The sequence below is a fragment of the Pseudomonas sp. RP-B7 genome, from assembly GCF_059803535.1.
This window is the reverse complement of sequence record NZ_JAPFHC010000031.1, coordinates 41,629-65,769: the sequence shown is the minus strand read 5'-3', so window position 1 is coordinate 65,769 and position 24,141 is coordinate 41,629. Positions and strand designations below refer to the sequence as shown.

General features: G+C 61.0%; 24 protein-coding genes. 14 read left to right on the top strand and 10 right to left on the bottom strand.

Annotated features, from left to right (window positions below):
• Positions 1 to 369 precede the first annotated feature (369 nt).
• From OPU96_RS23265 to OPU96_RS23235, 7 genes are all read left to right on the top strand, one after another.
• The gene (locus OPU96_RS23265; protein WP_305391966.1) at positions 370 to 1,506 is read left to right on the top strand and encodes a branched-chain amino acid ABC transporter substrate-binding protein; all 1,137 of its coding nucleotides are present in this window, start codon (positions 370 to 372) and stop codon (positions 1,504 to 1,506) included.
• A gap of 201 nt (positions 1,507 to 1,707) precedes the next feature.
• On the top strand, positions 1,708 to 2,622 hold the full coding sequence (locus tag OPU96_RS23260; RefSeq protein ID WP_192300245.1) for an ABC transporter permease subunit: 915 nt from the start codon (positions 1,708 to 1,710) through the stop codon (positions 2,620 to 2,622).
• A 2-nt stretch (positions 2,623 to 2,624) separates the two neighbouring features.
• On the top strand, positions 2,625 to 3,902 hold the full coding sequence (gene livM, locus OPU96_RS23255; RefSeq protein WP_305391967.1) for a high-affinity branched-chain amino acid ABC transporter permease LivM: 1,278 nt from the start codon (positions 2,625 to 2,627) through the stop codon (positions 3,900 to 3,902).
• Positions 3,899 to 4,774: an ABC transporter ATP-binding protein gene (locus OPU96_RS23250; protein ID WP_192300243.1), complete on the top strand. Its 876-nt coding sequence runs from the start codon at positions 3,899 to 3,901 to the stop codon at positions 4,772 to 4,774. Before livM ends, OPU96_RS23250 begins: the two co-directional genes overlap by 4 nt.
• Entirely contained in the window at positions 4,771 to 5,487 is a 717-nt protein-coding gene (locus tag OPU96_RS23245; protein ID WP_192300242.1) for an ABC transporter ATP-binding protein, read from the top strand. Before OPU96_RS23250 ends, OPU96_RS23245 begins: the two co-directional genes overlap by 4 nt.
• 819 nt (positions 5,488 to 6,306) lie before the next feature.
• Complete coding sequence (locus OPU96_RS23240) at positions 6,307 to 7,071, top strand: SDR family oxidoreductase (RefSeq protein ID WP_192300241.1); 765 nt, start codon at positions 6,307 to 6,309, stop codon at positions 7,069 to 7,071.
• A gap of 197 nt (positions 7,072 to 7,268) precedes the next feature.
• On the top strand, positions 7,269 to 8,174 hold the full coding sequence (locus tag OPU96_RS23235) for a cation diffusion facilitator family transporter (RefSeq protein WP_498559769.1): 906 nt from the start codon (positions 7,269 to 7,271) through the stop codon (positions 8,172 to 8,174).
• A gap of 120 nt (positions 8,175 to 8,294) precedes the next feature.
• Here the strand turns inward: OPU96_RS23235 and OPU96_RS23230 are convergent, their stop codons facing one another.
• From OPU96_RS23230 to ureE, 5 genes are all read right to left on the bottom strand, one after another.
• Positions 8,295 to 9,404, bottom strand: a complete 1,110-nt coding sequence (locus OPU96_RS23230; protein WP_226455626.1) for an AGE family epimerase/isomerase — start codon at positions 9,402 to 9,404, stop codon at positions 8,295 to 8,297.
• Between the two features lie 181 nt (positions 9,405 to 9,585).
• On the bottom strand, positions 9,586 to 10,158 hold the full coding sequence (locus OPU96_RS23225) for a HupE/UreJ family protein (RefSeq protein ID WP_498559768.1): 573 nt from the start codon (positions 10,156 to 10,158) through the stop codon (positions 9,586 to 9,588).
• A gap of 21 nt (positions 10,159 to 10,179) precedes the next feature.
• Entirely contained in the window at positions 10,180 to 10,794 is a 615-nt protein-coding gene (gene ureG, locus OPU96_RS23220) for an urease accessory protein UreG (protein WP_017737493.1), read from the bottom strand.
• A gap of 12 nt (positions 10,795 to 10,806) precedes the next feature.
• Positions 10,807 to 11,481 carry an urease accessory protein UreF gene (locus OPU96_RS23215; RefSeq protein WP_498559767.1) on the bottom strand — a complete coding sequence of 225 codons (675 nt, stop codon included), beginning with the start codon at positions 11,479 to 11,481 and terminating at the stop codon, positions 10,807 to 10,809.
• Positions 11,478 to 11,978 (bottom strand): urease accessory protein UreE, encoded by a 501-nt coding sequence (ureE, locus tag OPU96_RS23210; RefSeq protein WP_192300236.1) that lies wholly within the window; start codon positions 11,976 to 11,978, stop codon positions 11,478 to 11,480. Before ureE ends, OPU96_RS23215 begins: the two co-directional genes overlap by 4 nt.
• Positions 11,979 to 12,255: 277 nt before the next feature.
• Between ureE and OPU96_RS23205 the strand changes: the two genes are divergently transcribed.
• Positions 12,256 to 12,741 carry a C40 family peptidase gene (locus OPU96_RS23205; RefSeq protein ID WP_226455629.1) on the top strand — a complete coding sequence of 162 codons (486 nt, stop codon included), beginning with the start codon at positions 12,256 to 12,258 and terminating at the stop codon, positions 12,739 to 12,741.
• Positions 12,742 to 12,746: 5 nt separating this feature from the next.
• Here the strand turns inward: OPU96_RS23205 and OPU96_RS23200 are convergent, their stop codons facing one another.
• Positions 12,747 to 13,379 carry a TetR family transcriptional regulator gene (locus tag OPU96_RS23200; protein ID WP_192300234.1) on the bottom strand — a complete coding sequence of 211 codons (633 nt, stop codon included), beginning with the start codon at positions 13,377 to 13,379 and terminating at the stop codon, positions 12,747 to 12,749.
• 149 nt (positions 13,380 to 13,528) lie between these two features.
• Positions 13,529 to 13,909: a hypothetical protein gene (locus OPU96_RS23195; protein ID WP_192300233.1), complete on the bottom strand. Its 381-nt coding sequence runs from the start codon at positions 13,907 to 13,909 to the stop codon at positions 13,529 to 13,531.
• Between the two features lie 360 nt (positions 13,910 to 14,269).
• Here OPU96_RS23195 and OPU96_RS23190 point away from each other — a divergent pair, with 360 nt between their 5' ends.
• The gene (locus OPU96_RS23190; protein ID WP_498559766.1) at positions 14,270 to 16,339 is read left to right on the top strand and encodes an AsmA family protein; all 2,070 of its coding nucleotides are present in this window, start codon (positions 14,270 to 14,272) and stop codon (positions 16,337 to 16,339) included.
• Between the two features lie 128 nt (positions 16,340 to 16,467).
• Here the strand turns inward: OPU96_RS23190 and OPU96_RS23185 are convergent, their stop codons facing one another.
• Positions 16,468 to 16,998, bottom strand: coding sequence for a ferritin-like domain-containing protein (locus tag OPU96_RS23185; protein ID WP_192300231.1), 531 nt, complete (start codon positions 16,996 to 16,998; stop codon positions 16,468 to 16,470).
• A 176-nt stretch (positions 16,999 to 17,174) separates the two neighbouring features.
• On the opposite strand from OPU96_RS23185, the gene OPU96_RS23180 reads away from it, so the two are divergent.
• Positions 17,175 to 18,065, top strand: a complete 891-nt coding sequence (locus tag OPU96_RS23180; RefSeq protein WP_498559765.1) for an esterase/lipase family protein — start codon at positions 17,175 to 17,177, stop codon at positions 18,063 to 18,065.
• 130 nt (positions 18,066 to 18,195) lie between these two features.
• Here the strand turns inward: OPU96_RS23180 and OPU96_RS23175 are convergent, their stop codons facing one another.
• The gene (locus OPU96_RS23175; protein ID WP_498559764.1) at positions 18,196 to 19,071 is read right to left on the bottom strand and encodes a DMT family transporter; all 876 of its coding nucleotides are present in this window, start codon (positions 19,069 to 19,071) and stop codon (positions 18,196 to 18,198) included.
• 97 nt (positions 19,072 to 19,168) lie between these two features.
• On the opposite strand from OPU96_RS23175, the gene OPU96_RS23170 reads away from it, so the two are divergent.
• The 3 genes from OPU96_RS23170 (at position 19,169) to OPU96_RS23160 (ending at position 21,540) form a co-directional block, all read left to right on the top strand.
• Complete coding sequence (locus OPU96_RS23170; RefSeq protein ID WP_226455709.1) at positions 19,169 to 19,957, top strand: AraC family transcriptional regulator; 789 nt, start codon at positions 19,169 to 19,171, stop codon at positions 19,955 to 19,957.
• A gap of 71 nt (positions 19,958 to 20,028) precedes the next feature.
• Positions 20,029 to 20,331 (top strand): PsiF family protein, encoded by a 303-nt coding sequence (locus OPU96_RS23165; protein WP_226455633.1) that lies wholly within the window; start codon positions 20,029 to 20,031, stop codon positions 20,329 to 20,331.
• A 195-nt stretch (positions 20,332 to 20,526) separates the two neighbouring features.
• Positions 20,527 to 21,540, top strand: coding sequence for an AI-2E family transporter (locus OPU96_RS23160; RefSeq protein ID WP_192300227.1), 1,014 nt, complete (start codon positions 20,527 to 20,529; stop codon positions 21,538 to 21,540).
• A gap of 141 nt (positions 21,541 to 21,681) precedes the next feature.
• Here the strand turns inward: OPU96_RS23160 and OPU96_RS23155 are convergent, their stop codons facing one another.
• Entirely contained in the window at positions 21,682 to 22,950 is a 1,269-nt protein-coding gene (locus OPU96_RS23155; protein ID WP_226455634.1) for an Hsp70 family protein, read from the bottom strand.
• A gap of 237 nt (positions 22,951 to 23,187) precedes the next feature.
• On the opposite strand from OPU96_RS23155, the gene OPU96_RS23150 reads away from it, so the two are divergent.
• Positions 23,188 to 24,126: a DnaJ C-terminal domain-containing protein gene (locus OPU96_RS23150; RefSeq protein WP_498559763.1), complete on the top strand. Its 939-nt coding sequence runs from the start codon at positions 23,188 to 23,190 to the stop codon at positions 24,124 to 24,126.
• Positions 24,127 to 24,141: the final 15 nt, after the last annotated feature.

Here is a 24,141-nt window from a genome sequence, read left to right as displayed (position 1 = left end):
GAAATACCGCTCAGAAGCCCGCATTTTCTTAGCCGGCTACTAATCTGTATTGGTGCAAGTCGTAGCAGTCGCGCACTGTAAATGTGCAGTTCCGTTACGCAGCCTGTTACAGCTGTAGGAACTGTCGTTTATAGGCCTGGTTGCAGGTGCGACCTGCCAGGGTTGTACTTTTTTCGCTCATTGGTTGCACCTATTGATCCTAGAGGGTTGCACGTCCTGACGAACGGAGCCGAAACGCCTGTAATTCCAATGACACCGTGTCTTTTTGAAGAATAAAAACCTACTGGCACGCGCTTTGCTCTGGGCTTTCAGTGGAAAGTTTGAACGCAAGTTGTAGTGCCAAAAATCAAAAATATCGGAGCACCACTCATGTCCCAGACGTTTTACAAGAAAGGTTTTCTTGCCCTCGCCGTTGCAGCGGCCCTGGGTGTTTCTACGTTTGTTCAAGCTGATGTGAAGATTGGCGTAGCGGGGCCCATGACGGGTGCAAACGCCGCTTTCGGTGAGCAGTACATGAAGGGTGCCCAGGCGGCGGCCGATACCATCAACAAGGCCGGTGGCATCAATGGCGAGAAAATCGTCCTGGTGGCCGGCGACGACGCTTGCGAGCCCAAGCAGGCCGTAGCCGTGGCCAACCGCCTGGCCGATCAGGACAAAGTCATCGGCGTGGTCGGGCACTTCTGCTCGTCCAACACCATCCCGGCCTCCGAGGTCTACGACGAAGCGGGCATCATCGCGATCACCCCAGGCTCCACCAACCCACAGGTCACCGAACGCGGTCTGGGCGCCATGTTCCGTATGTGCGGGCGTGACGACCAGCAGGGCATCGTGGCGGGCGACTACATCGTCGACGTGCTCAAGGGCAAGAAAGTCGCCGTCATCAACGACAAGGACACCTACGGCAAAGGCCTGGCCGATGCCACCGCTGCCCAGTTGACCAAGCGTGGCGTCAAGCCGGTGCTGGAAGAAGGCCTGACCCGTGGCGAGAAAGACTTCAGCGCCCTGGTCACCAAGATCCGTTCCCTGGGCGCCGACGTCGTGTACTTCGGCGGCCTGCACCCGGAAGCCGGTCCCCTGGTTCGCCAGATCCGTGAAGCCGGCCTGAAAGACGTCAAGTTCATGTCCGATGACGGCATTGTCACCGACGAACTGGTCGCCACCGCTGGCGGCGCGCAATACGTCGACGGCGTCTACATGACCTTCGGCGCCGACCCACGCCTGCTGCCGGACAGCAAGGCCGTGGTGGAAGAGTTCCGCAAAAACGGCACCGAGCCTGAAGGCTACACCCTTTACGCCTACGCCTCGGTCCAGGCCCTGGCTGCCGGCTTCAACGGCGCCAAGTCCAACAAGGGCGAAGACGCGGCCAAGTGGCTCAAGGCCAACCCGGTCCAGACCGTCATGGGCAAGAAGGAATGGGACGGCAAGGGCGACCTGAAAATCTCCGACTACGTGGTTTACCAGTGGGATAAAGACGGTAAATACCATCAGCTGGAAAAACAGAAGTAAGTACAAACACCGCGGACCTAATGTGGAAGCGGGCTTGCTCGCGAATGCGGCGTGTCAGTCTCTGGATGTGTTTCTGACACCCCGCCTTCGCGAGCAAGCCCGCTCCCACAGGGGGACTGTGTTGTGATCAAGATCTGTCTTTTCCTCCAGAAGCGCCGCACACCCACAGGTGTGCAGGTGCTCACCGCGTGAGATTGCGTTATGGATGGTATTTTCCTGCAGCAACTGGTCAACGGCCTGACCCTCGGGTCGGTCTACGGCCTGATCGCCATCGGCTACACAATGGTCTACGGCATCATCGGCATGATCAACTTCGCCCACGGCGAGGTTTATATGATTTCCGCTTACCTCGCGGCGATCACTCTGGCCCTGCTGGCCTACTTCGGCATTGAATCCTTCCCGCTGCTCATTCTCGGCACCTTGATCTTCACCGTCGTCGTCACCGGCGTGTACGGTTGGGTCATCGAGCGTGTCGCCTACAAACCGCTGCGCAACTCCACCCGATTGGCCCCGCTGATCAGCGCCATCGGTATCTCCCTGATCCTGCAGAACTACGCACAGATCGCCCAGGGCGCCAAGCAACAAGGGATTCCCACCTTGCTGGCCGGGGCCTGGCGTGTCGACATCGGCACCGGTTTCGTGCAGTTGACGTACACCAAGGTCTTCATCCTGGTCGCCGCCTTCGCGGGCATGGCCCTGCTGACCTACGTGATCAAGTACACCAAGCTCGGCCGCATGTGCCGCGCCACTCAGCAAGATCGCAAGATGGCTTCGATCCTCGGCATCAACACCGACCGCGTGATTTCCTACGTGTTTGTCATCGGGGCCGCCATGGCCGCCCTCGCCGGTGTGCTCATTACCCTCAACTACGGCACCTTCGACTTCTATGCCGGCTTCATCATCGGCATCAAGGCGTTCACCGCTGCGGTTCTCGGCGGCATCGGCTCCCTGCCTGGGGCGATGCTCGGCGGGATCATCCTCGGCATCTCCGAGTCGCTGTTCTCGGGGTTGATCAACTCTGACTACAAAGACGTGTTCAGTTTCTCCCTGCTGGTGGTGATTCTGATCTTCCGTCCCCAGGGCCTGCTGGGTCGCCCACTCGTGGCTAAGGTGTAAACATGTCTGCTGCCAAACCCATCGATATCAAGAAAAGCGTGGTCGATACGATCCTTGCCGGGCTTATTTCCCTGGTCGTGTTCGGCCCGATCGTCGGCGTAGTCCTCGACGGCTATAGCTTCAACCTGGAACCGGCCCGCGTGGCCACGTTGGTCGCCATCGTGATGGTCGGCCGGTTTGCCCTGAGCCTGTTCCTGCAAACGCCCAAGGGCCTCAAGGTCCTGCAAGGTTTCGAGAGCAGCGGTTCGGGTGTGCATGTGCTGGCGCCGGACTACAAGTCGCGGTTGCGCTGGATCATCCCGGCACTGATCGTGATTGCCATCGTGTTCCCGATCTTCGCCAACAAATACCTGCTGACCGTGGTGATCCTCGGGCTGATCTACGTATTGCTCGGCCTTGGGCTGAACATAGTGGTTGGCCTGGCCGGCCTGCTCGACCTGGGTTACGTGGCGTTCTACGCCATCGGCGCCTACGGCCTGGCCCTGGGGTATCAGTACCTCGGCCTGGGTTTCTGGACGGTACTGCCACTGGCGGCCATCGCGGCGGCTTTGGCCGGCTGCATACTCGGCTTCCCGGTGTTGCGAATGCACGGCGACTACCTCGCCATCGTGACCCTGGGCTTTGGTGAAATCATCCGGTTGGTGCTGAACAACTGGCTGTCGTTCACTGGCGGCCCGAACGGCATGCCGGTGCCGTCGCCGACCTTCCTTGGCCTGGAGTTCGGGCGCAAGGCGAAGGACGGCGGGGTTCCGTTCCACGAGTTCTTCGGCATCGATTACAACCCCAACATCAAGTTCATGTTCATCTACATCGTGCTGTTCCTGGTGGTGCTGGCCGTGCTGTACATCAAGCACCGCCTGACCCGCATGCCGGTCGGGCGCGCCTGGGAAGCCCTGCGCGAAGATGAAATCGCCTGCCGTTCCATGGGCCTGAACCATGTGCTGGTCAAGCTCTCGGCATTCACCATTGGTGCCTCCACCGCAGGTCTTGCCGGGGTGTTCTTCGCTAGTTACCAAGGCTTCGTCAACCCGTCGTCGTTCACCTTCTTCGAGTCGGCGCTGATCCTGGCCATCGTGGTGTTGGGTGGCATGGGCTCGACGGTGGGCGTGGTGATCGCCGCGTTCGTGCTGACGGTTGCGCCGGAACTGCTGCGCAGCTTCTCCGAATACCGCGTGCTGCTGTTTGGTGTGTTGATGGTGGTGATGATGATCTGGCGACCGCGCGGGTTGATCCGCATCAGCCGGACCGGTGTGACACCACGCAAGGGGGTAGCGCCATGAGCAAGGAAGTCGTCCTCTCAGTGGAACATTTGATGATGCACTTCGGTGGCATCAAGGCTTTGAGCGATGTGAGCCTCAAGGTCGAACGCAACTCGATCTTCGCCCTGATCGGCCCCAACGGAGCGGGCAAGACCACGGTGTTCAACTGCCTCACCGGCTTTTACAAAGCCAGCGGCGGCAAGATCGAGCTCAACGTGCGCGGCAAGCGCACCAACGTGATCCAACTGCTCGGCGAGCGCTTCCAGCCCACCGACTTCGTGTCGCCCAAAAGCTTTTTCAGCCGGGTGTTCTACAAGATGTTCGGCGGCACCCATCTGGTGAACCGCGCTGGCCTGGCGCGGACCTTCCAGAACATTCGCCTGTTCAAGGAAATGTCGGTGGTGGAAAACCTGCTGGTGGCCCAGCACATGTGGGTCAACCGCAATATGCTCGCGGGCATCCTCAACACCAAGGGCTACCGCAAGGCCGAAAGCGACGCCCTCGACCACGCCTTCTATTGGCTGGAGGTGGTGGACCTGGTGGACTGCGCCAACCGCCTCGCTGGCGAACTTTCCTACGGCCAACAACGGCGCCTGGAAATCGCCCGCGCCATGTGCACGCGGCCGCAGATCATCTGTCTCGACGAACCGGCTGCTGGCCTCAACCCCCAGGAAACCGAAGCCCTCAGCGCGATGATTCGCCTGTTGCGCGACGAACACGACCTTACGGTGGTGCTGATCGAACACGACATGGGCATGGTGATGAGTATTTCCGACCACATCGTGGTGCTTGACCACGGCAACGTGATCGCCGAAGGCGGCCCGGATGCGATCCGCAACGACCCGAAAGTGATTGCCGCCTACCTGGGCGCTGACGAAGAGGAGTTGGTATGAGCGGACCTATCCTCGAAATGAAGGACCTGGACGTGTTCTATGGCCCGATCCAGGCCCTGAAAAAAGTCTCGCTGCACATCAACGAAGGCGAAACCGTCAGCCTGATCGGCTCCAACGGCGCGGGTAAATCCACGCTGCTGATGTCGATCTTCGGCCAACCAAGGGCCGAGTCGGGGCAGATTCTGTACAACGGCGTCGATATTACCCATAAGTCGTCCCACTACATCGCCTCCAACGGCATCGCGCAGTCGCCGGAAGGGCGGCGGGTGTTCCCCGACATGACCGTCGAGGAAAACCTGCTGATGGGCACCATCCCGATTGGCGACAAATACGCCCAGGAAGACATGCAGCGCATGTTCGAGTTGTTCCCACGGCTCAAGGAACGGCGTAACCAGCGGGCCATGACCATGTCCGGCGGCGAGCAGCAAATGCTCGCCATCGCCCGCGCGCTGATGAGCCGGCCCAAGCTGTTGCTGCTGGACGAGCCGAGTCTGGGCCTGGCGCCGATTGTGGTGAAGCAGATCTTCTCGACGTTGCGCGAGCTGGCGTCTACCGGGATGACCATCTTCCTGGTGGAGCAGAACGCCAACCATGCGCTGCGCTTGTCGGATCGAGCGTATGTGATGGTCAACGGCGAGATTCGCCTGACAGGCACGGGTAAAGAGCTGCTGGTGAACGAGGAAGTGCGCAACGCCTACCTCGGCGGGCACTGACCTAAACAACACCGGCAACCTCCTGTGGGAGCCCGCTTTGTGTGGGAGCTGGCTTGCCTGCGATAGCATCGCCTCGGTTTACCAGATAGACCGAGGTGCCTGCATCGCAGGCAAGCCAGCTCCCACATAAAGCGCGCTCCCACCTTTGTTTTTATGGTGTCCACAGGGCCGGCGCCAAATTGTGGAAAACAAATCTGGCTCCCCTCCAAAGCGCGACATATAGCCGCCGCAAATCCCTGTTTTGTCACAGTTTTGACTTGTCCCCACCTGCTGTGGAACCGGCTGTGGGTAACGTGGTAGTACTCTGCTGAAGGCCTTTAAAACCGTGGCTTGTAGCGCGATGGTCGTTTTTTGATCAAGGACTTTTTCTCGGCCTGTCGAGGGCTTTGTCAACCTGTTTATAGACACAGGTATATGACTGATTTATGTCCGTGAGGCCTGTGGATAAGTCTGTGACTAAACTCTGGAAAGACAGCCGCAGAGGCCGGAATGACTGGCCTGGAGCCATCGTTCGAATTTCCCCGCTGGCAGTGGGCCTACATACGCCCTCGCAGAGGTCAAGCAAAAAACTTTCTAAAACCCTCTGAAAGCCACGCATACAGCGGCTTGGGCTGTTTTGGACTTGCCCCCAGAGACTGTGGGCGCAGCTGTGGATAACCTGCGCGCATATGGCTGTAAGCCACGGTTTAAAAGGCTTTGCTAGATATGGTTAAAAATTGATCAGGCGTGTGTCGAGTTGTGTGCTTAACGGTTGCCGCCGCGGCGGCGTACGGGCATTCTGCTGGCAACTTTTTTCCCGATGCCCGCAAGGAGAACACCATGTCCGACACGCTGTTTATTACTGGCGCAACCTCAGGTTTCGGCGAGGCCTGTGCCCGTCGTTTTGCCCAAGCCGGCTGGAAACTGGTGCTCACCGGCCGTCGCGCCGACCGCTTGAATGCATTGGTGCAAGAGCTGTCAGAGCAGACCGAAGTGCACGGCCTGGTAGTGGATGTGCGTGACCGCAAGGGCATGGAAGAGGCGATCGCCAACCTGCCGCCGTCGTTCGCCAAGCTGCGCGGGCTGATCAACAACGCCGGGCTGGCCGTGGGCACCGACCCTGCGCCCAAGTGCGACCTCGACGATTGGGAGACCATGGTCGACACCAACATCAAGGGCCTGCTGACCACCACCAACCTGCTGCTGCCGCGTCTGATCGCCCACGGCCGTGGTGCCGGGATCATCAACCTCGGTTCCATCGCCGGCAACTACCCGTACCCGGGCAGCCATGTGTATGGCGGCTCCAAGGCGTTCGTGAAGCAGTTCTCGCTGAACCTGCGTTGTGACCTGCAAGGCACCGGCGTGCGTGTGACCAACATCGAGCCAGGCCTGTGTGAAAGCGAGTTTTCGCTGGTGCGCTTTGGTGGCGATCAGGCGCGGTATGACGCGACGTACGCGGGTGCCGAGCCGATCCAGCCGCAGGATATTGCCGACACCATCTTCTGGGTGATGAACACTCCAGCGCATGTGAACATCAACCGCCTGGAACTGATGCCAGTGAGCCAGACCTGGGCTGGGTTTGCCATTGAGCGTGGGGCCAAGTAAGGCTTTAAACCGCGCCGCCTGCTTCGCGAGCAAGCCCGCTCCCACAGGTTGATCGAGTACATCCTTGGAATGCGGTCAAGTGTGGGAGCGGGCTTGCTCGCGAAGGCATCAAATCGGCCAAAATACGACATAAGGTACACTCCACCCGGTAAAACCCCTCCGCACTCTGTGGATTCAAGGTTTTGACGGGAGGAAATGTGAGTAACCGAGGTGAGCAGGCACTGCTCAAACAATCGACCATCCTGATGTTCGCAGTCGCGATCGCCGGGATTGTCACGGGTGTGGTATCCGGCGCCCAGTCCATTCTGTTCGACGGCTTTTTCTCGCTGATCGCCACCGCCATCAAGGTGCTGATGCTGATCACGGCCAAGCTGATCGCCAAGAAAAGCAACGAACGCTTCCAGTTCGGCTATTGGCACCTGGAGCCTATGGTGCTGTTGATCGAAGGCAGTTTCCTGTTGCTGATCGCCATCTACGCGTTTCTCAACGGTGTGTTCGGCATTATCAATGGCGGGCGCGAGATCGAGTTGGGGCTGGTGATCATCTACGCGGCGGTATTTACCGTGCTGGAATTCGCCTACTTCTTCTATGTGCGGTATCGCAATCGCACGCTGAAATCGTCGCTGATCCAGTTTGACAACATCAGTTGGCTAGTGGACGCCATGCTCTCGATCGGCTTGCTGATCAGTTTCCTGGCGGCGATGTTGCTCAAGTCCCAGGGTTACGATGAGTGGGCGATGTATGTCGACCCGCTGATCCTGATCCTGCTGGCCCTGAGCATGCTGGCGCCGGCGTTCAAGATCCTGCGCCCGGCGTTGCGCGAGGTGCTGGGGATCGCCCCGGACCAGTTGGACGACAAGGTGCGCGAAGTGATGGACACGGCGCAGGCCAAGCATGGTTTCGCCGATTACGTGTCCTACGTGCAAAAGCACGGACGGGCACGGTTTATCGAGATTCATGTGGTGTTGCCGGCGGATTACCCGGTGGATAACGTGGCGACCCTGGATGGGCTGCGCGAAGAAATATCCACAGGGCTCGGCAAACCGGATGCGGCGCGCTGGTTGACCATCAGTTTTACCGGGGATCGCAAGTGGATTGCGTGAGGGGCAGATAGACCGGGGTGAAGCTTTCGCGAGCAAGCCCGCTCTCACATTCGACTGCATTTCAACGCTAGAGCGCAGTTAAATGTGGGCGCGGGCTTGCTCGCGAAGAGGCCCTGAAGATCAGCCCAGATGCTGGATCAGGCCCTGATAGCAAGTCGCCAAGTGATACGGCGTAGTTGACGGCATATCCCACCGACTCACCACTCCCTGGGCATCCAGGCATTCATTCCAGCCTTTGCTATGTAAAAAGTGTTGTTGCAGCGCCAGCAGTTGCCGCTGCAACACTGCCTCGCTACCCGGCCGCAATGTCAGTGCCCGCAGGTATTCCGCCTGGGCCCAGATGCGCTGGGTCCCGTCACGTACGCTGCCATCGAGGGCCAGCATGCCGCTGACAGCACCACTCAAGTTATCCACACCCTTGAGCTCGGCGTAGGCAAATGCCCGCGTCAACGAGGCATGCAACGGCGTACCGCGCAGGATGTCCGACGATTCCAGCAAGAAGAACCACTCGAACTGGTGGCCCGGTTCAAACCAGTTATCCACAGCACCCAGCGGTTTCTCCAGCATCACGCCATGCTGGCGGTCGATGAAGCGCTGCTGCATGGCCGTCGCCAACCCCAGCAATGCGGCTTGCACGTCGGCGTCTTCACGCACCGCGAGGGTGGCGAGGAAACCTTCGGCCAGGTGCATCAATGGGTTTTGCAGCGGGCCGGATTTGAGGGATGACCAGTTGCGCTCCAGTACCGCTTCGTAGAGGCCGTCGCCGCTGGAAAAGCGCTGGGCGACCACTGCCAGGGCGGCGTTGAGCACCGATTCCACCAACGGCTCGCGCACCTTGGCCCAGTAGTGGGCGCAGGCAAAAATAATGAAGGCGTGGGTGTAGAGGTCTTTGCGCTTGTCCAGTGGCTGCCCGGCCGGGTCGATGCTGTAGAACCAGCCGCCATGCTCGGCGTCGTGAAAATGCCGTTGCAGAGAGCGGAACAACGCCGCCGCGCGCTCTTCGGCAAACGCTGCGCCGGGTTCGCCGATCAGGTTGGCAAACAGGTACAACTGCCGGGCGCACGCCATGGCACGGTAGCGCTGCGGGGGCAGCGGTTGGTGATCGGCGTCCAGCGCTTCATAGGGCAGCGCGAGGTCGGCATTCCAGCCTGGGCCTTGCCAGAGCGGCACGATCAAGGTGTGGAAGTGATTGAGCACGGCATTCAGGGCGGAGCTTGGAGCGGTGGGCATTGGCTGGCGTCGTCACGGCAGGGGTGTAGGCGCGCATGGTAGCAGGCTTGGGTTATCTGTTGTTTGTGCCGCTGCCTTCGCGAGCAAGCCCGCTCCCACATTCGAGCGTATTTCAAAGGTAGAACGCAGTTAAATGTGGGAGCGGGCTTGCTCGCGAAGAGGCCCGAATCAACGCCGCGAATCAGCCCACCAACAACCAGGCCCCCGTCGCCGCCGAAGCCGCCCCGGCAATCCGCACCAACGGCGCAGCCGCCGCCGGCAGGAAGCGCACCACGCAATACCCGGCCGCATGCAACACCGCTGTCGCCCCCACGAAACCTGCGGCATACGCCCACGGGCTGGACATGTCCGGCAGCTCCAAACCGTGCGCTACGCCATGAAACAAGGCGAACAAGGCTGTTGCACCGACGGCCATGAACAACGGCGGCCGCACCGCCAACGCTACCGCCAGGCCCAGGGCCAGCACCGAAGCGGCAATCCCGCTTTCCATCGCTGGCAATTGCATGCCTTCAAAGCCCAGCACGCCACCGAGCAACATGGTGCCGACAAAGGTGCATGGCAGTGCCCAGCGGGCCGCGCCTTGCTGTTGCGCGGCCCACAGACCGACCGCCAGCATCGCCAGCAAATGATCGAGGCCGCCCAGCGGGTGGCTGATCCCGGCGATCAAACCGTTGTCGCCATGCCCCGGATGGGCGAAGGCGAGGGCGGGGGCCAGCAGCAATGCGGCGGCGGTGAAGAGTTTTTTGAGGCTCATAAACAGGCTCCTTGTGGTTTATCAGGCAGCGGTCAGCAAGCCTTGGCGTTCGATGAAGGCGACGATTTCTTCCAGGCCCACACCGGTTTTCTGGTTGCTGAACACAAAGGGTTTGCCGTTGCGCATACGCGTGGTGTCGCTGTTCATCAACTCCAGCGACGCGCCGACCAGCGGCGCCAGGTCGATCTTGTTGATCACCAGCAGGTCGGACTTGCAAATACCCGGCCCACCCTTGCGCGGCAGCTTGTCGCCGGCGGACACATCGATCACGTAGATGGTCAGGTCCGACAGCTCCGGGCTGAAGGTGGCCGACAGGTTGTCGCCGCCGGACTCCACCAGGATCAGGTCCAGGCCGGGAAAGCGGCGGTTGAGTTGGTCCACCGCTTCGAGGTTGATCGATGCATCTTCGCGGATTGCGGTGTGCGGGCAGCCGCCGGTTTCCACGCCAATGATGCGCTCGGGCGCGAGGGCCTGGTTGCGCACCAGGAAATCGGCGTCTTCGCGGGTATAGATGTCGTTGGTGACCACGGCCAGGTTATAGCGATCGCGCAGCGCCAGGCACAGGGCGAGGGTCAGGGCGGTCTTGCCGGAACCTACCGGGCCGCCGATGCCGACGCGCAGAGGTTGTGTGTTCATGTAGTGCTTCTCCTAGGAACGGAACAGGCGGCTGTACTGGCGCTCGTGGGCCATGCACGCCAGGGACAGGCCGAACGCGGCGCTGCCGACATAGTTGGGGTCGATGTGGGTGGCGTCCTGCTGGGCTTGTTGCAGCAACGGCAGCAGTTCGCTGGTCAGGCGTTGGGCGGCTTGTTGACCCAGGGGGAGGGTCTTCATCAGCACGGCCAACTGGTTTTCCAGCCAGCTCCATAGCCAGGCGGCGAGGGCGTCGGCGGGGCTGATGGCCCAGGCGCGGGCGGCGAGGGCCCAGCCCAGGGCGAGATGGGGTTCGGCACGTTGTTCAAGGAAGGCGCGCGCGCTGTCGTCCAGTTCGGGCAAGCCGTTGAGCAGTTGTTGCAGCGAATAACCCATCTGCCGGCTTTCTTGATGCAACTCGCGGGTCTCACGGCTGGCGCGGTGCTCTTCACACAGGGTTGCCAGCACTGGCCAATTCTCCTGTGCCGCGGCGTGGCAATGGGCGAGCAGCAGCGGTGCTTCGAAGCGTGCCAGGTTGAGCAGCAACTGGTCACTGATCCAGCGCCTGGCGCTGCCCGCGTCATGCACCCGGCCGTTGTCCACGGCCATCTCCAGGCCCTGGGAGTAGCTGTAGCCACCAATCGGCAATTGCGGGCTGGCCAGACGCAGCAGCGCCCAGGCTGGGTTCATAGCCGCACGCCGAACTGGTGCAGCTTGGGCGGGTAGTTGAAATCTTCGTCGCCATGCCGTGAGTGGTGATGGCCGCCGCCATAGGCGCCATGTTCCGGTTGGAACGGCGCTTCGATGGTCGCGGTGCTGGCCCCCAGTTGTTCGAGCATGGCCTTGAGCACGTAGTCATCAAGCAAGCGCAACCAGCCATCGCCGACTTGCAGCGCCACATGGCGGTTGCCCAGGTGATAGGCGGCGCGGGTCAGTTCAAAGGCACTGCTGCAGGTGACATGCAGCAGTTGTTCAGGACGGGCGCAGACGCGTACGACGCGTCCGTCTTCAGCCTGTAGGAATTCGCCGTCGTGCAGCGGTGGCTGACCGCGCTCCAGAAAAAGGCCGACGTCTTCACCGTCGGCACTGAAACAGCGCAGGCGGCTTTTGCTGCGGGCTTCGAAATTCAGCAGCAACTCGGCGGCCCAGAGGGCTTGGGGGGCGATTCGGCGGTGGATCACCAGCATCAGAAGGCTTCCAGCAATGAGCGATGACAGTGCTAGAGCAAGGGGCTTGCCAACCCCGGGAGCGAGTAGGAATTGCCTGTAGGCAGGCACGATGGCGCCACGAAACAGGGCGTGGTGGGAATTTTGGTGTGCGCCGATGTGGTGCATTGATTGCTATAGCGCACTTGTTGCGGGCGTTTTGAGATTTTTCCTACATGGCTTGGGGATTCGCCGTTCAGGGTGTTGCAGGGTGATTGATTAGGCTTCGCGCCGTGTTTAATCCACTGCGACGTTCATCATGATCAAGTCATTTTTGTGTCTGGTTTTTATCAGCCTGTCTTTTTCCGTCTCTACCGCGTCAGCCAATTTCCAGCCCCGCCCTATGTTCAGCAAGGCGGACATCAACAATGTGGTCGACCGCGCCCACGCGCTGTTGGGAACGCCCTATAAATATGGCGGAAACTCAGTGACGCAGGGCTTCGACTGCAGCAGTTTCCTGGTCTACCTGTTCAAGACCGAAGCGAATATCCAGCTGCCGCGCACCACGGCGGCGATGCACCGTTCGACGGCCGCGACCATCCCGCGCAATGCCTTGAAACCCGGCGATGCGGTGTTCTTCAGCGGCAACGGGCGTGGCCAGGTCAGCCATGTGGGCCTGTATATCGGTGAGGGCAAGTTCATCCATTCGCCGCGCACCGGCAAGACCGTGCGCATCGACTCGCTGAGCAACAACTACTGGAACAGGAACTACACGACTGCCAAGCGTTTCCACTCGGCGGGGTGACCGCGTTACTCGGTGCTGCCCAGCCCTTGCCAATGCTTGAGGCCGATAAAGATAAAGCGCAGCTGTTGGGTGATTTTTGCCTGGGGCGTGAGGTGCGCAGGCAGGGCCTGGGCGGGCGGGTCGATGATGTCGGGGAGGGTGGCGAACACACTTTTGACGATCAGGTCGGCCATCACGTGCAAGCCTTCGCCGTCCAGGTGTTGCAGCTTGGGCATCAATGTCAGGTCGGCGGCCAGGTCGCGGGTGATGTCTTCACGCAAGGCGCCAATGGCCTGGCGCACGGCCAGGCAGCCGCCGTATTGCTCGCGGGCGAGAAACAAAAATTGCGAACGGTTGGCGGCGACCACATCCAGGAAGATGCGCACCGAAGCATCGATAATGCCGCCCATCACGAATTCGTTGTGGCGCACCAGGCGGATGGTGGCGCGAAAGGTCTGGCCGACTTCACTGACCAACACGAGTCCAAGCTGGTCCATGTCGGCAAAGTGGCGATAGAAACCTGTGGGGACGATGCCGGCGGTCTTGGCCACTTCACGCAGGCTCAGGCTGCCGAACCCACGGCCACACTCCATCAGATGGCGAGCAGCGTCCATCAGGGCGAGGCGGGTCTGTTGCTTCTGTTCGGCGCGGGGCAGCATGGCGGGCGGGCTTAGTCGGCAAGTACAGCGACGCACTCTAGCAAACCAGCTCTGTTGGCGTCGAACTTGGCGGGGTACTGCGTGATGCGGTCTACAGGAAAGCAAAAGCCCGATCGACAGATCGGGCTTTTTTCTCGGCCACCACGGGCTTAGCTCTGGGCTTCGTGCAGTTCTTTCAGGCGATCAGCACCACCTTCGGCAAGACCTTGGGCGTAAGCGCGATCGTTGGCTTGTTCAGCACCACCTTCAGCGACGCCTTGGGTGTAGGCACGGTCGTTGGCTTGTTCAGCACCACCTTCGGCAACACCTTGGGTGTAAGCACGGTCGTTGGCTTGTTCAGCGCCGCCTTCAGCAATGCCTTTGGCGTAGTCACGGTTTTCTTCTTCTTGCGAGCCGCTGCGAGCCAGGGTCTGGCTGGACTGGACGGCTTGTGCTTTGTTCTGTGGGATGGCCTGTTCGGCAGCTGGCAGGGCGAAAGCGCTGGAAGCCAGGACGGACAACAGGACGGTAGCGAGTACTTGGCGTTTCATGATGGGTTGCTCCTTGGGAGGGCGATAAAGTGGGTACAGGGCTAATGCTACTCTTGATAACTCGATATAAAAGTTCATAAACACAATGGTAATAATCAACAGAATTGATTGTTCCAAGAGATGGCTCTAGACCGCACCTCTCAAGCCCGCGGTTTTGCACCGGGGTGGGTATTTTCGACACGTGCACGGGTAACAATGGTGCGCCGACATAGGGGTAAATCTGTCGAGATGGTCAGAAAAACGCCTTTTTCCTGGCAAATGGCCGATCCGGTTAAACCCCCGCGCGGTTTGCCAGTCGTAGTCCTATAAGCTGTCTTAAACGGCTGTCACCCAGCCGGTCGTATTCAGGAGTCCTGTGCAATGACGCGCACGCGCAAAATCGTCGCTTGGAGCTGTACCAGCTTCGCTCTATTAATCGCCGTGGCGGTGTTGGTGCTGGTGTTCTTCGACTGGAACCGGCTCAAGCCGCAGATCAACGCCAAGGTCTCCGAAGAACTGCACCGCCCGTTCGCCATCAACGGCAACCTGGCAGTGGTGTGGGCGCGTGAACCCGATGAAGGCGGCTGGCGCGCCTGGGTGCCTTGGCCGCACGTGATCGCCGAAGACCTGAGCCTTGGCAACCCCGACTGGTCAAAAAAACCGCAGATGGTCAGCCTCAAAAAGGTCGAGCTGCGCATCTCGCCCCTGGCCTTGCTGGTGCAGCGCGTGGTGATCCCGCGTATCGATCTCACCGAGCCGAGCGCCGAGTTGCAGCGCCTGGCCGACGGCCGCGCCAACTGGACTTTCAAGTTCGACCCTAAAGACCCCAACGCCGAGCCCTCCAACTGGGTTGTAGACATCGGCGCCATCGGCTTCGACAAGGGCCATGTGACCCTCGACGACCAAACCCTCAAGACCCAACTCGACGTGATCATCGATCCCCTGGGCAAACCCATCCCCTTCGGCGAAATCGTCGGCGACGCCGATGCGAAGAAGGCCCTGGAAAAAGGCTCGGCGCCCCAGGACTATGCGTTCGCGCTCAAGGTCAAAGGCCAGTACCACGGCCAGAAACTCGACGGCACCGGCAAGATCGGCGGCCTGCTCGCCTTGCAGGACGCGGCCAAGCCGTTTCCGCTGCAAGCCCAAGTCAGGATTGCCGACACCAGCATCGCCCTGGCCGGCACCCTGACCGACCCTCTCAACCTCGGCGCCCTCGACCTGCGCCTGAAACTCGCCGGCGCCAGCCTCGGCAATCTGTACCCGCTGACCGGCGTGACCCTGCCGGACTCGCCAGCCTACTCCACCGACGGCCGCCTGATCGCCAGGCTGCACGAGGCCAGCGGCGCATCATTCAGCTACGACAACTTCAACGGCAAGATCGGCAACAGCGACATCCACGGCAACCTCGCCTATGTCGCCAGCCAGCCACGCCCCAAGCTGAGCGGCGCGCTGGTGTCCAACCAACTGCTGATGACCGACCTCGCACCGCTGATCGGCGCCGACTCCAACGCCAAGCAAAAGGCCCGTGGCGGCGAAAGCAAACAGCCCGCGACCAAAGTGCTGCCGGTGGAAGAGTTCCGCACCGAACGCTGGCGTGACATGGATGCTGACGTGGAATTCACCGGCAAACGCATCGTGCACAGCGCCGAATTGCCCTTCACCGACCTCTACACCCACGTGTTACTCAACGATGGCCAACTCAGCCTCGAACCCCTGCGCTTCGGCGTGGCTGGCGGCAAGCTCGACGCGCAGATCCGCCTGAACGGGCGCATCACGCCCATGGAAGGCCGCGCCAAACTCACGGCGCGCAACTTCAAGCTCAAGCAACTGTTCCCGACCTTCGAACCGATGAAAACCAGCTTCGGCGAACTCAACGGCGACGCCGATATCGCCGGGCGCGGCAACTCCGTAGCGGCGCTGCTGGGCAGTTCCAACGGTGACCTGAAGATGCTGATCAACGACGGCGCGATCAGCCGTGGCCTGATGGAAATCGCCGGGCTCAACGTCGGTAACTACGTGGTCGGCCGCCTGTTCGGCGACAAGGAAGTGAAGATCAACTGCGCCGCGGCGGACTTCGGCGTCAAGAACGGCCTGGCGACCACGCGCTTGTTTGTGTTCGATACCGAGAACGCGATCATCTACATCGATGGCACCGCCAACATGGCCACCGAGCAACTGGATCTGATCATCACCCCGGAATCCAAGGGCTTTCGCCTGTTCTCCCTGCGGTCACCGTTGTACGTCAACGGGCCGTTCATCAAGCCCAACGCTGGCGTGAAGGCGGTCCCACTGATGTTGCGCGGCGCGGGCATGGTGGCTTTGGGCGTGATCGTTGCCCCGGCGGCCGGCTTGCTGGCGCTGGTGGCACCCAGCGGCGATGTGCCGAACCAGTGCGCGCCGTTGTTGCAGCAGATGAAAGAGGGCAAGGCGCCGAAAACGGTGAAGGGCTAACGGCACAAACCGAAGCCAAAAATGTGGGAGCGGGCTTGCCCGCGAATGCGGTGTGTCAGCCACATGTAAGTTGACTGATACTCCGGATTCGCGCGCAAGCCCGCTCCCACACTGTTAGGTGTTGCCTGTTAGAGACCTTGCAGAATATCCGCCATGTCATCGGCGTGTTCTTCTTCCTGGGCCAGGATGTCTTCGAAGATCCGGCGTGTGGTCGGGTCTTTATCACCGATGTACTGGATGATCTCGCGGTAGCTGTCCACCGCAATCCGTTCTGCTACCAGATCTTCGTAGACCATTTCCTTCAGGTCCTTGCCGGCCACGTACTGCGCGTGGGAGTTCTTCGACAGCAGGTCCGGGTTGAACTCCGGCTCACCGCCCAACTGCACGATGCGCTCGGCGAGTTTGTCGGCGTGTTCGGCTTCCTGGGTGGCGTGTTCGAGGAACTCATCGGCGGCGACGGAGGCCTTGAGGCCGCTGGCCATGAAGTAATGACGCTTGTAGCGCAGCACGCAGACCAGCTCCGTGGCCAGTGACGCGTTGAGCAGGCGGATGATTTCTTCGCGGTCGGCGTCATACCCTTCGGTCACGGCGCCATTTTCGACGTTTTGGCGCGCGCGGCTGCGCAGGGTTGCAACGTCTGTCAGGTGTGCTTCAGTCATCTCAATCTCCTGGTGCTAATCCGGTTTTGCGCCACGCTCTGTCGGCGTGATCGCTCGAAGTTGTGAGTCCCGGACCAAGCAAAAAGTTTTATCGGATTTACCCCGGGCGTCATCAGCGCGACTTGAGGCTGGGTTAGGCTGGCGCTCAAGTGATCAGGTTCGAGGACGTTCGCACCATGCCGCAGTCGTTAGCCACGCGTTACCCCCTGGTCCTGGTGCCCGGCATGCTTGGGTTTGTGCGTTTGGGGTGGTTCCCGTACTGGTACGGTATCGTCCCGGCATTGCGCGCGGGTGGCGCGCAGGTGTTTGCGGTGCAAGTGGCGCCGCTGGACTCCAGCGAGGTGCGCGGCGAGCAGTTGCTGGTGCAGATCGAGCGTATTCGCCGGGAGACCGGCGCCGACAAGGTCAACCTGATCGGTCATAGCCAGGGCTCGTTGACCGCCCGTTATGCCGCGGCCCAGCGTCCGGAATGGGTGGCCTCGGTGACCTCGGTGGCCGGGCCGAACCATGGCTCGGAACTGGCCGACCATATCCAGGTTCATTACCCCATCGACGGCGTGAAAGGGCGGATCATCAGCGCCCTGTTTCATCTGGCGGCGTGGGTAATGGGTGTGCTGGAAACCGGCTATCGCGGGCCGCGCTTCAAGGCGGATTTACAGGCCTCCCACCATTCCCTGACTAGCGCCGGGGTGGCGCTGTTCAATCGTCAGTACCCGCAAGGATTGCCCGAGACCTGGGGCGGGCACGGCGATGAGGTGGTCAACGGGGTGCGTTATTACTCGTGGTCCGGCACCTTGCAGCCGGGCATCACCGACCGCGGCCGCAACCTGCTCGATGGCACGAACCGCAGCTGTCGCCTGTTCGCCCGCAGCTTTGTTCGTGAGAAGGGCCAGTGCGACGGCATGGTCGGGCGCTACAGTTCACACTTGGGGCTGGTGATCGGTGATGACTTTCCGTTGGACCACTTTGACATCGTCAACCAGTCCCTCGGCCTGGTGGGCAAGGGGGCCGAGCCGATCCGGTTGTTTACCGAACATGCCCAAAGGCTCAAGGCCGCCGGGGTCTAAACAGTTGACTCGGTCCAATTGTGGGCTTGCTCGCGAAAGCGGCGGGTCGGCAGCAAATCTGGCGACTGTTACACCGTATTCGCGAGCAAGCCCGCTCCCACACAAGCCCGCTCCCACATTTTGATCGCGTTCAGGCCGCTCTGACCGGCGTGGTCCAGCGCTCCGACAAAATCACCCCGCCCAGTGTCAGCAAGCCCCCCACCAAGTGATACAGCGCCAGCTCTTCCTTTAGCACCACCGCCGCAATCAGCGCCGTGATCAACGGCAGCAAATTGAAAAACAGCGTGGTTCGGCTTGGCCCCAGGGTCTTCACCGAGTGCATCCACGCCAGCGGCGCCAGCATCGAAGCCAGTAGGCAGGCGTACAACACCAGCGGAATATTCGCCCAGCCCAGCCCGGCCTTTTCCGAGAACACGAACAGCGGAAACAGCACCACCACCGCCACCAGCACCTGCAAGTACAGCAACACCAGTGGCGGCAGGCGCAGTTGCCATTTTTTCAGCAAGGTGCTGTAGACCGCGTAGGCCAGGGTGGCGACCAGCATCATCGCATCGCCCAGGTTGACCCCATGCTGCAGCAACGCACCAAGACTGCCGGACGACACCACCACGACCACCCCGGCAAACGACAGCACGGCCCCCGTGAGCGCGCCGTAGGTCAGGCGCTGGCCGAGGCTGATGATCGCCGCGGTGAGCGCCATCAGTGGCATCAGCGACAGGATGATGCCCATGTTGGTCGCCGTGGTCAGCGACGCGGCGTAGTACGCCAGGCTTTGGTACACCGCCATGCCCAGCACGCCAAGGATGCCGATCTTGCCCAGGTTCGGGCGGATCTGCGCCCAGTGGGCGAGCACCGGTTTGAGCATGAACGGGGTAAACAGCATTGCCGCCAGCAGCCAGCGGTAAAAGCCGATCTCCGAGGGGAAGATCGAACCCACGGCCAACTTGTTGACCACGGTGTTGCCGGCCCAAATGAAGATGGCCAGCAGGGGATACGCGTATTGCATTGAAAGAAACCAGGTGTGTTGATGAGGGGCGATTATCCCTTGTCTGGATCGCAGCCTATACTGCGATCCGGACAAATGACTGATGTATCCAGACAACATGGCCAAGCACAACGTACGCCTCCCGGATTTCCCCCAACTGCCGAGCCCGGTGTACTTCCGCTATTCGGATTTTGCCCCCGACACCGAATGCACCCCGCACCGGCACGGCTGGGGTTCGCTGGATTACTCCGCCAGCGGCGTGATGCGTATGGAAGTGGCCGGCAATCGCTTTATGTCGCCACCGCAGTACGCGGTGTGGGTGCCGCCGCACACCGAGCACAGTTCTTACAACGCCGAGGCGATTGTCTACCACTCGGTGGGGCTGGCTCCGGCGCTCTGCGCGCAACTGCCGCAGCAACCCTGCACCCTGGCGATCAGCGACATCCTCAAGGCGATCCTCAGCGACTTCGCCCGGCGCGACGTGAACATCCCGCAGAGCGAAGCCGACATCCGCCTGGCCCAGGTGCTGGTGGACCAACTCAAGCAGGCGCCGATCCACAATTGTTTCTTGCCCTACGCCCGCCACCCCGGCCTGCTCGGTGTGCTCGAAGGCATGCAGGCCGACCCCGGCGACAACCGCCCGCTGGCCCACTGGGCGGCGCACGTGCACGTCAGCGAACGCACCCTGGCGCGCCAGTTCGTGCGCGAGTTGGGCATGAGCTTTGGCGAATGGCGCCAGCGTCTGCGCTACCTTGCGGCTATCGAGGCGCTAAACAGCGAACACAGCGTGCAACACGTGGCCTTCGACCTGGGCTACAGCACTGCCTCGGCCTTTATTGCGATGTTCCAACGCCACGCCGGTTGCACCCCGGAGCAGTACCGGCGGACCACGATTCGTGGTGGGTGAAGATGTAACAGGGTTTGACTACACTGCAGGGTAGGCCGTGCCCCTCGGTACGGTAACAGGGAGAAAACTCCATGAAGATGCTGCGAATTCCGTTGTTGATGATGGGCCTGCTGCTGTGTTCCCAGGGCTTTGCCGCCACCGCCCAGCAAAACAAAATGACCACGTGCAACGCCGAAGCCACCACCAAGACCCTCAAGGGTGACGAACGCAAGGCGTTCATGAAAACCTGCCTGTCGGCCCCGGCGGCCAATGACGCCAAGACCCTGACGCCGCAGCAGCAGAAGATGAAAGACTGCAATGCCTCGGCGAAGACCAAGGCGCTGACTGGCGATGCGCGCAAGACCTTTATGAGCACTTGCCTCAAAGGCAACTGACAGCGCACATACCCTGTGGGAGCGGGCTTGCTCGCGAAAGCGGTGGGTCAGTCAACAAATCTGGCGACTGATACACCGCTTTCGCGAGCAAGCCCGCTCCCACATTGACGGTGTTCACAATTTTCAGAGCTCTCGCTTGATTCCCTCAAGGCTGGCAGACTGCCCATCCTTTAACGCCGTTTGTTTTGAGGCTGTATGCCAACGTTTTCTCAGCGTCCTGTGTTGTTGCTGGCCAGCTACATCATCATTTTCGGCGGTTTGCTGCTGGTGCTGCCGCTCAAGCTGCTGCCCAGCCTGTTGGCCGGCCTGTTGGTGTATGAACTGGTCAACATGCTCACCCCCCAACTGCAACGGCTGATCGAAGGCCGGCGTGCGCGCTGGTTGGCGGTGGCCTTGCTCGGCACTTTGATCGTCAGCGTGTTGACCCTGATTTTTGCCGGGGCCATCAGCTTCCTGCTTCACGAAGCGGAAAACCCCGGGGCCTCCCTCGACAAATTCATGGGTGTGGTCGACCGCGCGCGCGGCCAATTGCCGCCGTTTATCGACGCCTACCTGCCCGCCAGTGCCGCCGAATTCCGCGTGGCCATCGGCGACTGGATGAGCAAGCACCTGAGCGAACTGCAGCTTGTGGGTAAGGATGCCGCCCACATGTTCGTCACTCTGCTGATCGGTATGGTGCTCGGCGCGATCATCGCCCTACAGCGCGTGCCCGACCTGACCAAACGCAAACCCCTGGCCGCCGCGCTGTTCGACCGCCTGCACCTGTTGGTCCAGGCCTTTCGCAACATCGTCTTCGCGCAGATCAAGATCGCCGCGCTCAACACCGCCTTCACCGCCGTATTCCTCGCCGTGGTGTTGCCGTTGTGCGGGATTCACCTGCCGCTGACCAAGACCCTGATCGTGCTGACCTTCCTGCTCGGCCTGCTGCCGGTGATCGGCAACCTGATGTCCAACACGCTGATCACCATCGTCGCGCTGTCCCTGTCGATCTGGGTGGCGGTGGCGGCGCTGGGCTATTTGATCGTGATCCACAAGGTCGAGTACTTCCTCAACGCGCGGATCGTCGGCGGGCAGATCAGCGCCAAGTCGTGGGAGCTGTTGTTGGCGATGCTGGTGTTCGAGGCGGCGTTCGGCTTGCCGGGGGTGGTGGCGGGGCCGATTTATTATGCGTATCTCAAGAGTGAGTTGAAGCTTGGAGGGATGGTTTAAGGCTTGTGTCGCCTGGGCTGGCCTCTTCGCGAGCAAGCCCGCTCCCACGCTGACTGTGTTCACAAGTCTAAATGTGTAAACACCGTAAATGTGGGAGCGGGCTTGCTCGCGAAGGGCGCGCCGCAGTCTTTCAGCTAAAACTCAGTAGCCGTACCGCTTGCTCGCCTCAATCGCCAGACCACTGCCGATACTGCCAAAGATATTTCCTTCCACATGCCGCGCCTTCGGCAACATCGCCGAAATGCTGTGGCGCAGTGCCGGAATCCCGCTGGAACCGCCGGTAAAGAACACCGTGTCCACCTGCGCCACGCTCACCGAAGCGTCGTTGAGCAACTGCGTCACGCTACCGCGCACACGCTCCAGCAAGGTATCGATGGACGACTCGAACAGTGCGCGGCTCAGGTCTACGCTCAGGCCTGGTTCGATGCGGTCCAGCGCGACGTGGCGGCTGTCTTCGTGGGTCAGTTGGATCTTGGTTTCTTCCACTTCCATGGCCAACCAGTGCCCGGCGCGCTGTTCGATCAACTTGAACAGGCGGTCGATGCCGCCGGTGTCTTCGATGTCGTAGCGCATGCTGCCCAGGGCCAACTGGGATTTTTGCGAGTACACCGAGTTGATGGTGTGCCAGGTCGCCAGGTTCATGTGGTGGCTGGTGGGCATGTAGGCGCCACTCTTCATGCGGCTGCCGTAGCCGAACAGCGGCATCATGCCGTTCAGCGAGAGCTGTTTGTCGAAGTCGGTACCGCCGATGTGCACGCCGCCGGTGGCGAGGATGTCGCTCTGGCGGTTGTCGTTGTGGCGGCGGTCCGGCGACAGGCGCACGAGGGAAAAGTCAGACGTACCACCGCCGATATCGACGATCAGTACCAGCTCTTCCTTCTGGATGGTGGACTCGTAGTCGAACGCGGCCGCGATGGGCTCGTACTGGAACGAAATGTCCTTGAAGCCGATCTTGCGCGCCACGTCCACCAGGGTGTTCTCGGCTTCCTGGTCGGCCATCGGGTCGTCATCGACGAAAAATACCGGGCGGCCCAGCACCACTTCTTCAAACTCACGGCCCGCGTTGGCTTCGGCGCGGCTCTTGAGCTGGCCGATAAACAGCGCCAGCAGGTCGGTGAACGGCATCGCGGTGCCGAGCACGCTGGTGTCGTGCTTGATCAGCTTGGACCCCAACAGGCTCTTGAGCGAGCGCATCAGGCGGCCTTCGTAGTTTTCCAGGTACTCGTGCAGCGCCAGGCGACCGTACACCGGGCGGCGTTCCTCGAAGTTGAAGAACACCACCGACGGCAGGGTGATCTTGTCGTCCTCCAGCGCAATAAGCGTCTCCTCGCCGGGGCGGATCCAGCCGACGGTGGAGTTGGACGTGCCAAAGTCGATGCCGCAGGCACGGGCTGGGGATGGGTTGTTCATGTCTATCGGGTTCCGGTCGAAAAACGGCCGCGCAGTGTATGCCAGTCGGCGGCGGATGCGTAGGCCGGCTATCTGTAAATACGCCTTGAAAGTGCGGGATTCGCCCCCACATCTGCTGCATACGGTGAATGCCGATAACACTTTGACGCACCCCCTGGCCACAAGACTCAACAGGTGCAAAGCTGCGCACGTTGTGCCCCGGGCTGTGCGATCTCGATTAAGGATGGTGAACCGCCGATGGATTTCAAAGACTACTACAAGATATTGGGCGTAGAGCCGACGGCCGACGACAAGGAAATCAAGGCGGCCTACCGCAAGCTCGCGCGTAAATATCACCCCGACGTAAGCAAGGAAAAAGACGCCGAAGCCAAGTTCAAGGACGCGTCCGAAGCCTACGAAGCGCTCAAGAGCGCCGACAAGCGCGCCGAATACGACGAGCTGCGCAAATACGGCCAGCATGGCCAACCGTTCCAGGGGCCACCGGGCTGGCAGAGCCGTGGCGGCTTTGGCGGCGGTGGCGGCGGCGAGGACTTCTCGGACTTCTTCAGTTCGATCTTCGGTTCGCGCGGCGATGGTTTCGGCGGCGGTCAGCGCCGTCCTGCCGGGCGCAAGGGCCAGGACGTGGAGATGCAGCTGTCGGTGTTCCTGGAAGAGACACTCTCTACCGAGTCCAAGCAAATCAGCTTCCAGGTGCCGCAATACGACGCCTCGGGCCGTCATGTGAGCAACACCACCAAGAGCCTGAACGTGAAGATCCCCGCCGGCGTCGCCGACGGTGAGCGCATTCGGCTCAAGGGCCAGGGTGCCCCGGGCATTGGCGGTGGTGCCAACGGTGATCTGTACCTGATCATCAAGTTCGCGCCGCATCCGAAGTTCGAGGTCGATGGCGAAAACCTGATCATCAACCTGCCGCTGGCGCCGTGGGAGTTGGCGTTGGGTGCGGAAGTTGCGGTGCCGACCCTCACCGGCAAGATCAACCTCAAGGTGCCTGCCGGCAGCCAGAACGGCCAGCGCATGCGTGCCAAGGGCCATGGGTTGCTGAACAAGAGCGGGCAACGCGGTTATCTGTTTATCCAGCTCAAGGCCGTGATGCCTAAGACGGCCGACGACGAGACAATCTCCCTGTGGCAGGAACTGGCTAAAAAAGCCGCGTTCAACCCTCGCGAGAATTTCTGAGGCATCGAGCGCCGC

Coding starts and splice junctions, on each gene's coding strand:
- OPU96_RS23265 (WP_305391966.1), top strand. CDS start 370: ATGTCCCAGACGTTTTACAAGAAAGGTTTTCTTGCCCTCGCCGTTGCA.
- OPU96_RS23260 (WP_192300245.1), top strand. CDS start 1,708: ATGGATGGTATTTTCCTGCAGCAACTGGTCAACGGCCTGACCCTCGGG.
- livM (WP_305391967.1), top strand. CDS start 2,625: ATGTCTGCTGCCAAACCCATCGATATCAAGAAAAGCGTGGTCGATACG.
- OPU96_RS23250 (WP_192300243.1), top strand. CDS start 3,899: ATGAGCAAGGAAGTCGTCCTCTCAGTGGAACATTTGATGATGCACTTC.
- OPU96_RS23245 (WP_192300242.1), top strand. CDS start 4,771: ATGAGCGGACCTATCCTCGAAATGAAGGACCTGGACGTGTTCTATGGC.
- OPU96_RS23240 (WP_192300241.1), top strand. CDS start 6,307: ATGTCCGACACGCTGTTTATTACTGGCGCAACCTCAGGTTTCGGCGAG.
- OPU96_RS23230 (WP_226455626.1), bottom strand. CDS start 9,404: ATGCCCACCGCTCCAAGCTCCGCCCTGAATGCCGTGCTCAATCACTTC.
- OPU96_RS23225 (WP_498559768.1), bottom strand. CDS start 10,158: ATGAGCCTCAAAAAACTCTTCACCGCCGCCGCATTGCTGCTGGCCCCC.
- ureG (WP_017737493.1), bottom strand. CDS start 10,794: ATGAACACACAACCTCTGCGCGTCGGCATCGGCGGCCCGGTAGGTTCC.
- OPU96_RS23215 (WP_498559767.1), bottom strand. CDS start 11,481: ATGAACCCAGCCTGGGCGCTGCTGCGTCTGGCCAGCCCGCAATTGCCG.
- ureE (WP_192300236.1), bottom strand. CDS start 11,978: ATGCTGGTGATCCACCGCCGAATCGCCCCCCAAGCCCTCTGGGCCGCC.
- OPU96_RS23205 (WP_226455629.1), top strand. CDS start 12,256: ATGATCAAGTCATTTTTGTGTCTGGTTTTTATCAGCCTGTCTTTTTCC.
- OPU96_RS23200 (WP_192300234.1), bottom strand. CDS start 13,379: ATGCTGCCCCGCGCCGAACAGAAGCAACAGACCCGCCTCGCCCTGATG.
- OPU96_RS23195 (WP_192300233.1), bottom strand. CDS start 13,909: ATGAAACGCCAAGTACTCGCTACCGTCCTGTTGTCCGTCCTGGCTTCC.
- OPU96_RS23190 (WP_498559766.1), top strand. CDS start 14,270: ATGACGCGCACGCGCAAAATCGTCGCTTGGAGCTGTACCAGCTTCGCT.
- OPU96_RS23185 (WP_192300231.1), bottom strand. CDS start 16,998: ATGACTGAAGCACACCTGACAGACGTTGCAACCCTGCGCAGCCGCGCG.
- OPU96_RS23180 (WP_498559765.1), top strand. CDS start 17,175: ATGCCGCAGTCGTTAGCCACGCGTTACCCCCTGGTCCTGGTGCCCGGC.
- OPU96_RS23175 (WP_498559764.1), bottom strand. CDS start 19,071: ATGCAATACGCGTATCCCCTGCTGGCCATCTTCATTTGGGCCGGCAAC.
- OPU96_RS23170 (WP_226455709.1), top strand. CDS start 19,169: ATGGCCAAGCACAACGTACGCCTCCCGGATTTCCCCCAACTGCCGAGC.
- OPU96_RS23165 (WP_226455633.1), top strand. CDS start 20,029: ATGAAGATGCTGCGAATTCCGTTGTTGATGATGGGCCTGCTGCTGTGT.
- OPU96_RS23160 (WP_192300227.1), top strand. CDS start 20,527: ATGCCAACGTTTTCTCAGCGTCCTGTGTTGTTGCTGGCCAGCTACATC.
- OPU96_RS23155 (WP_226455634.1), bottom strand. CDS start 22,950: ATGAACAACCCATCCCCAGCCCGTGCCTGCGGCATCGACTTTGGCACG.
- OPU96_RS23150 (WP_498559763.1), top strand. CDS start 23,188: ATGGATTTCAAAGACTACTACAAGATATTGGGCGTAGAGCCGACGGCC.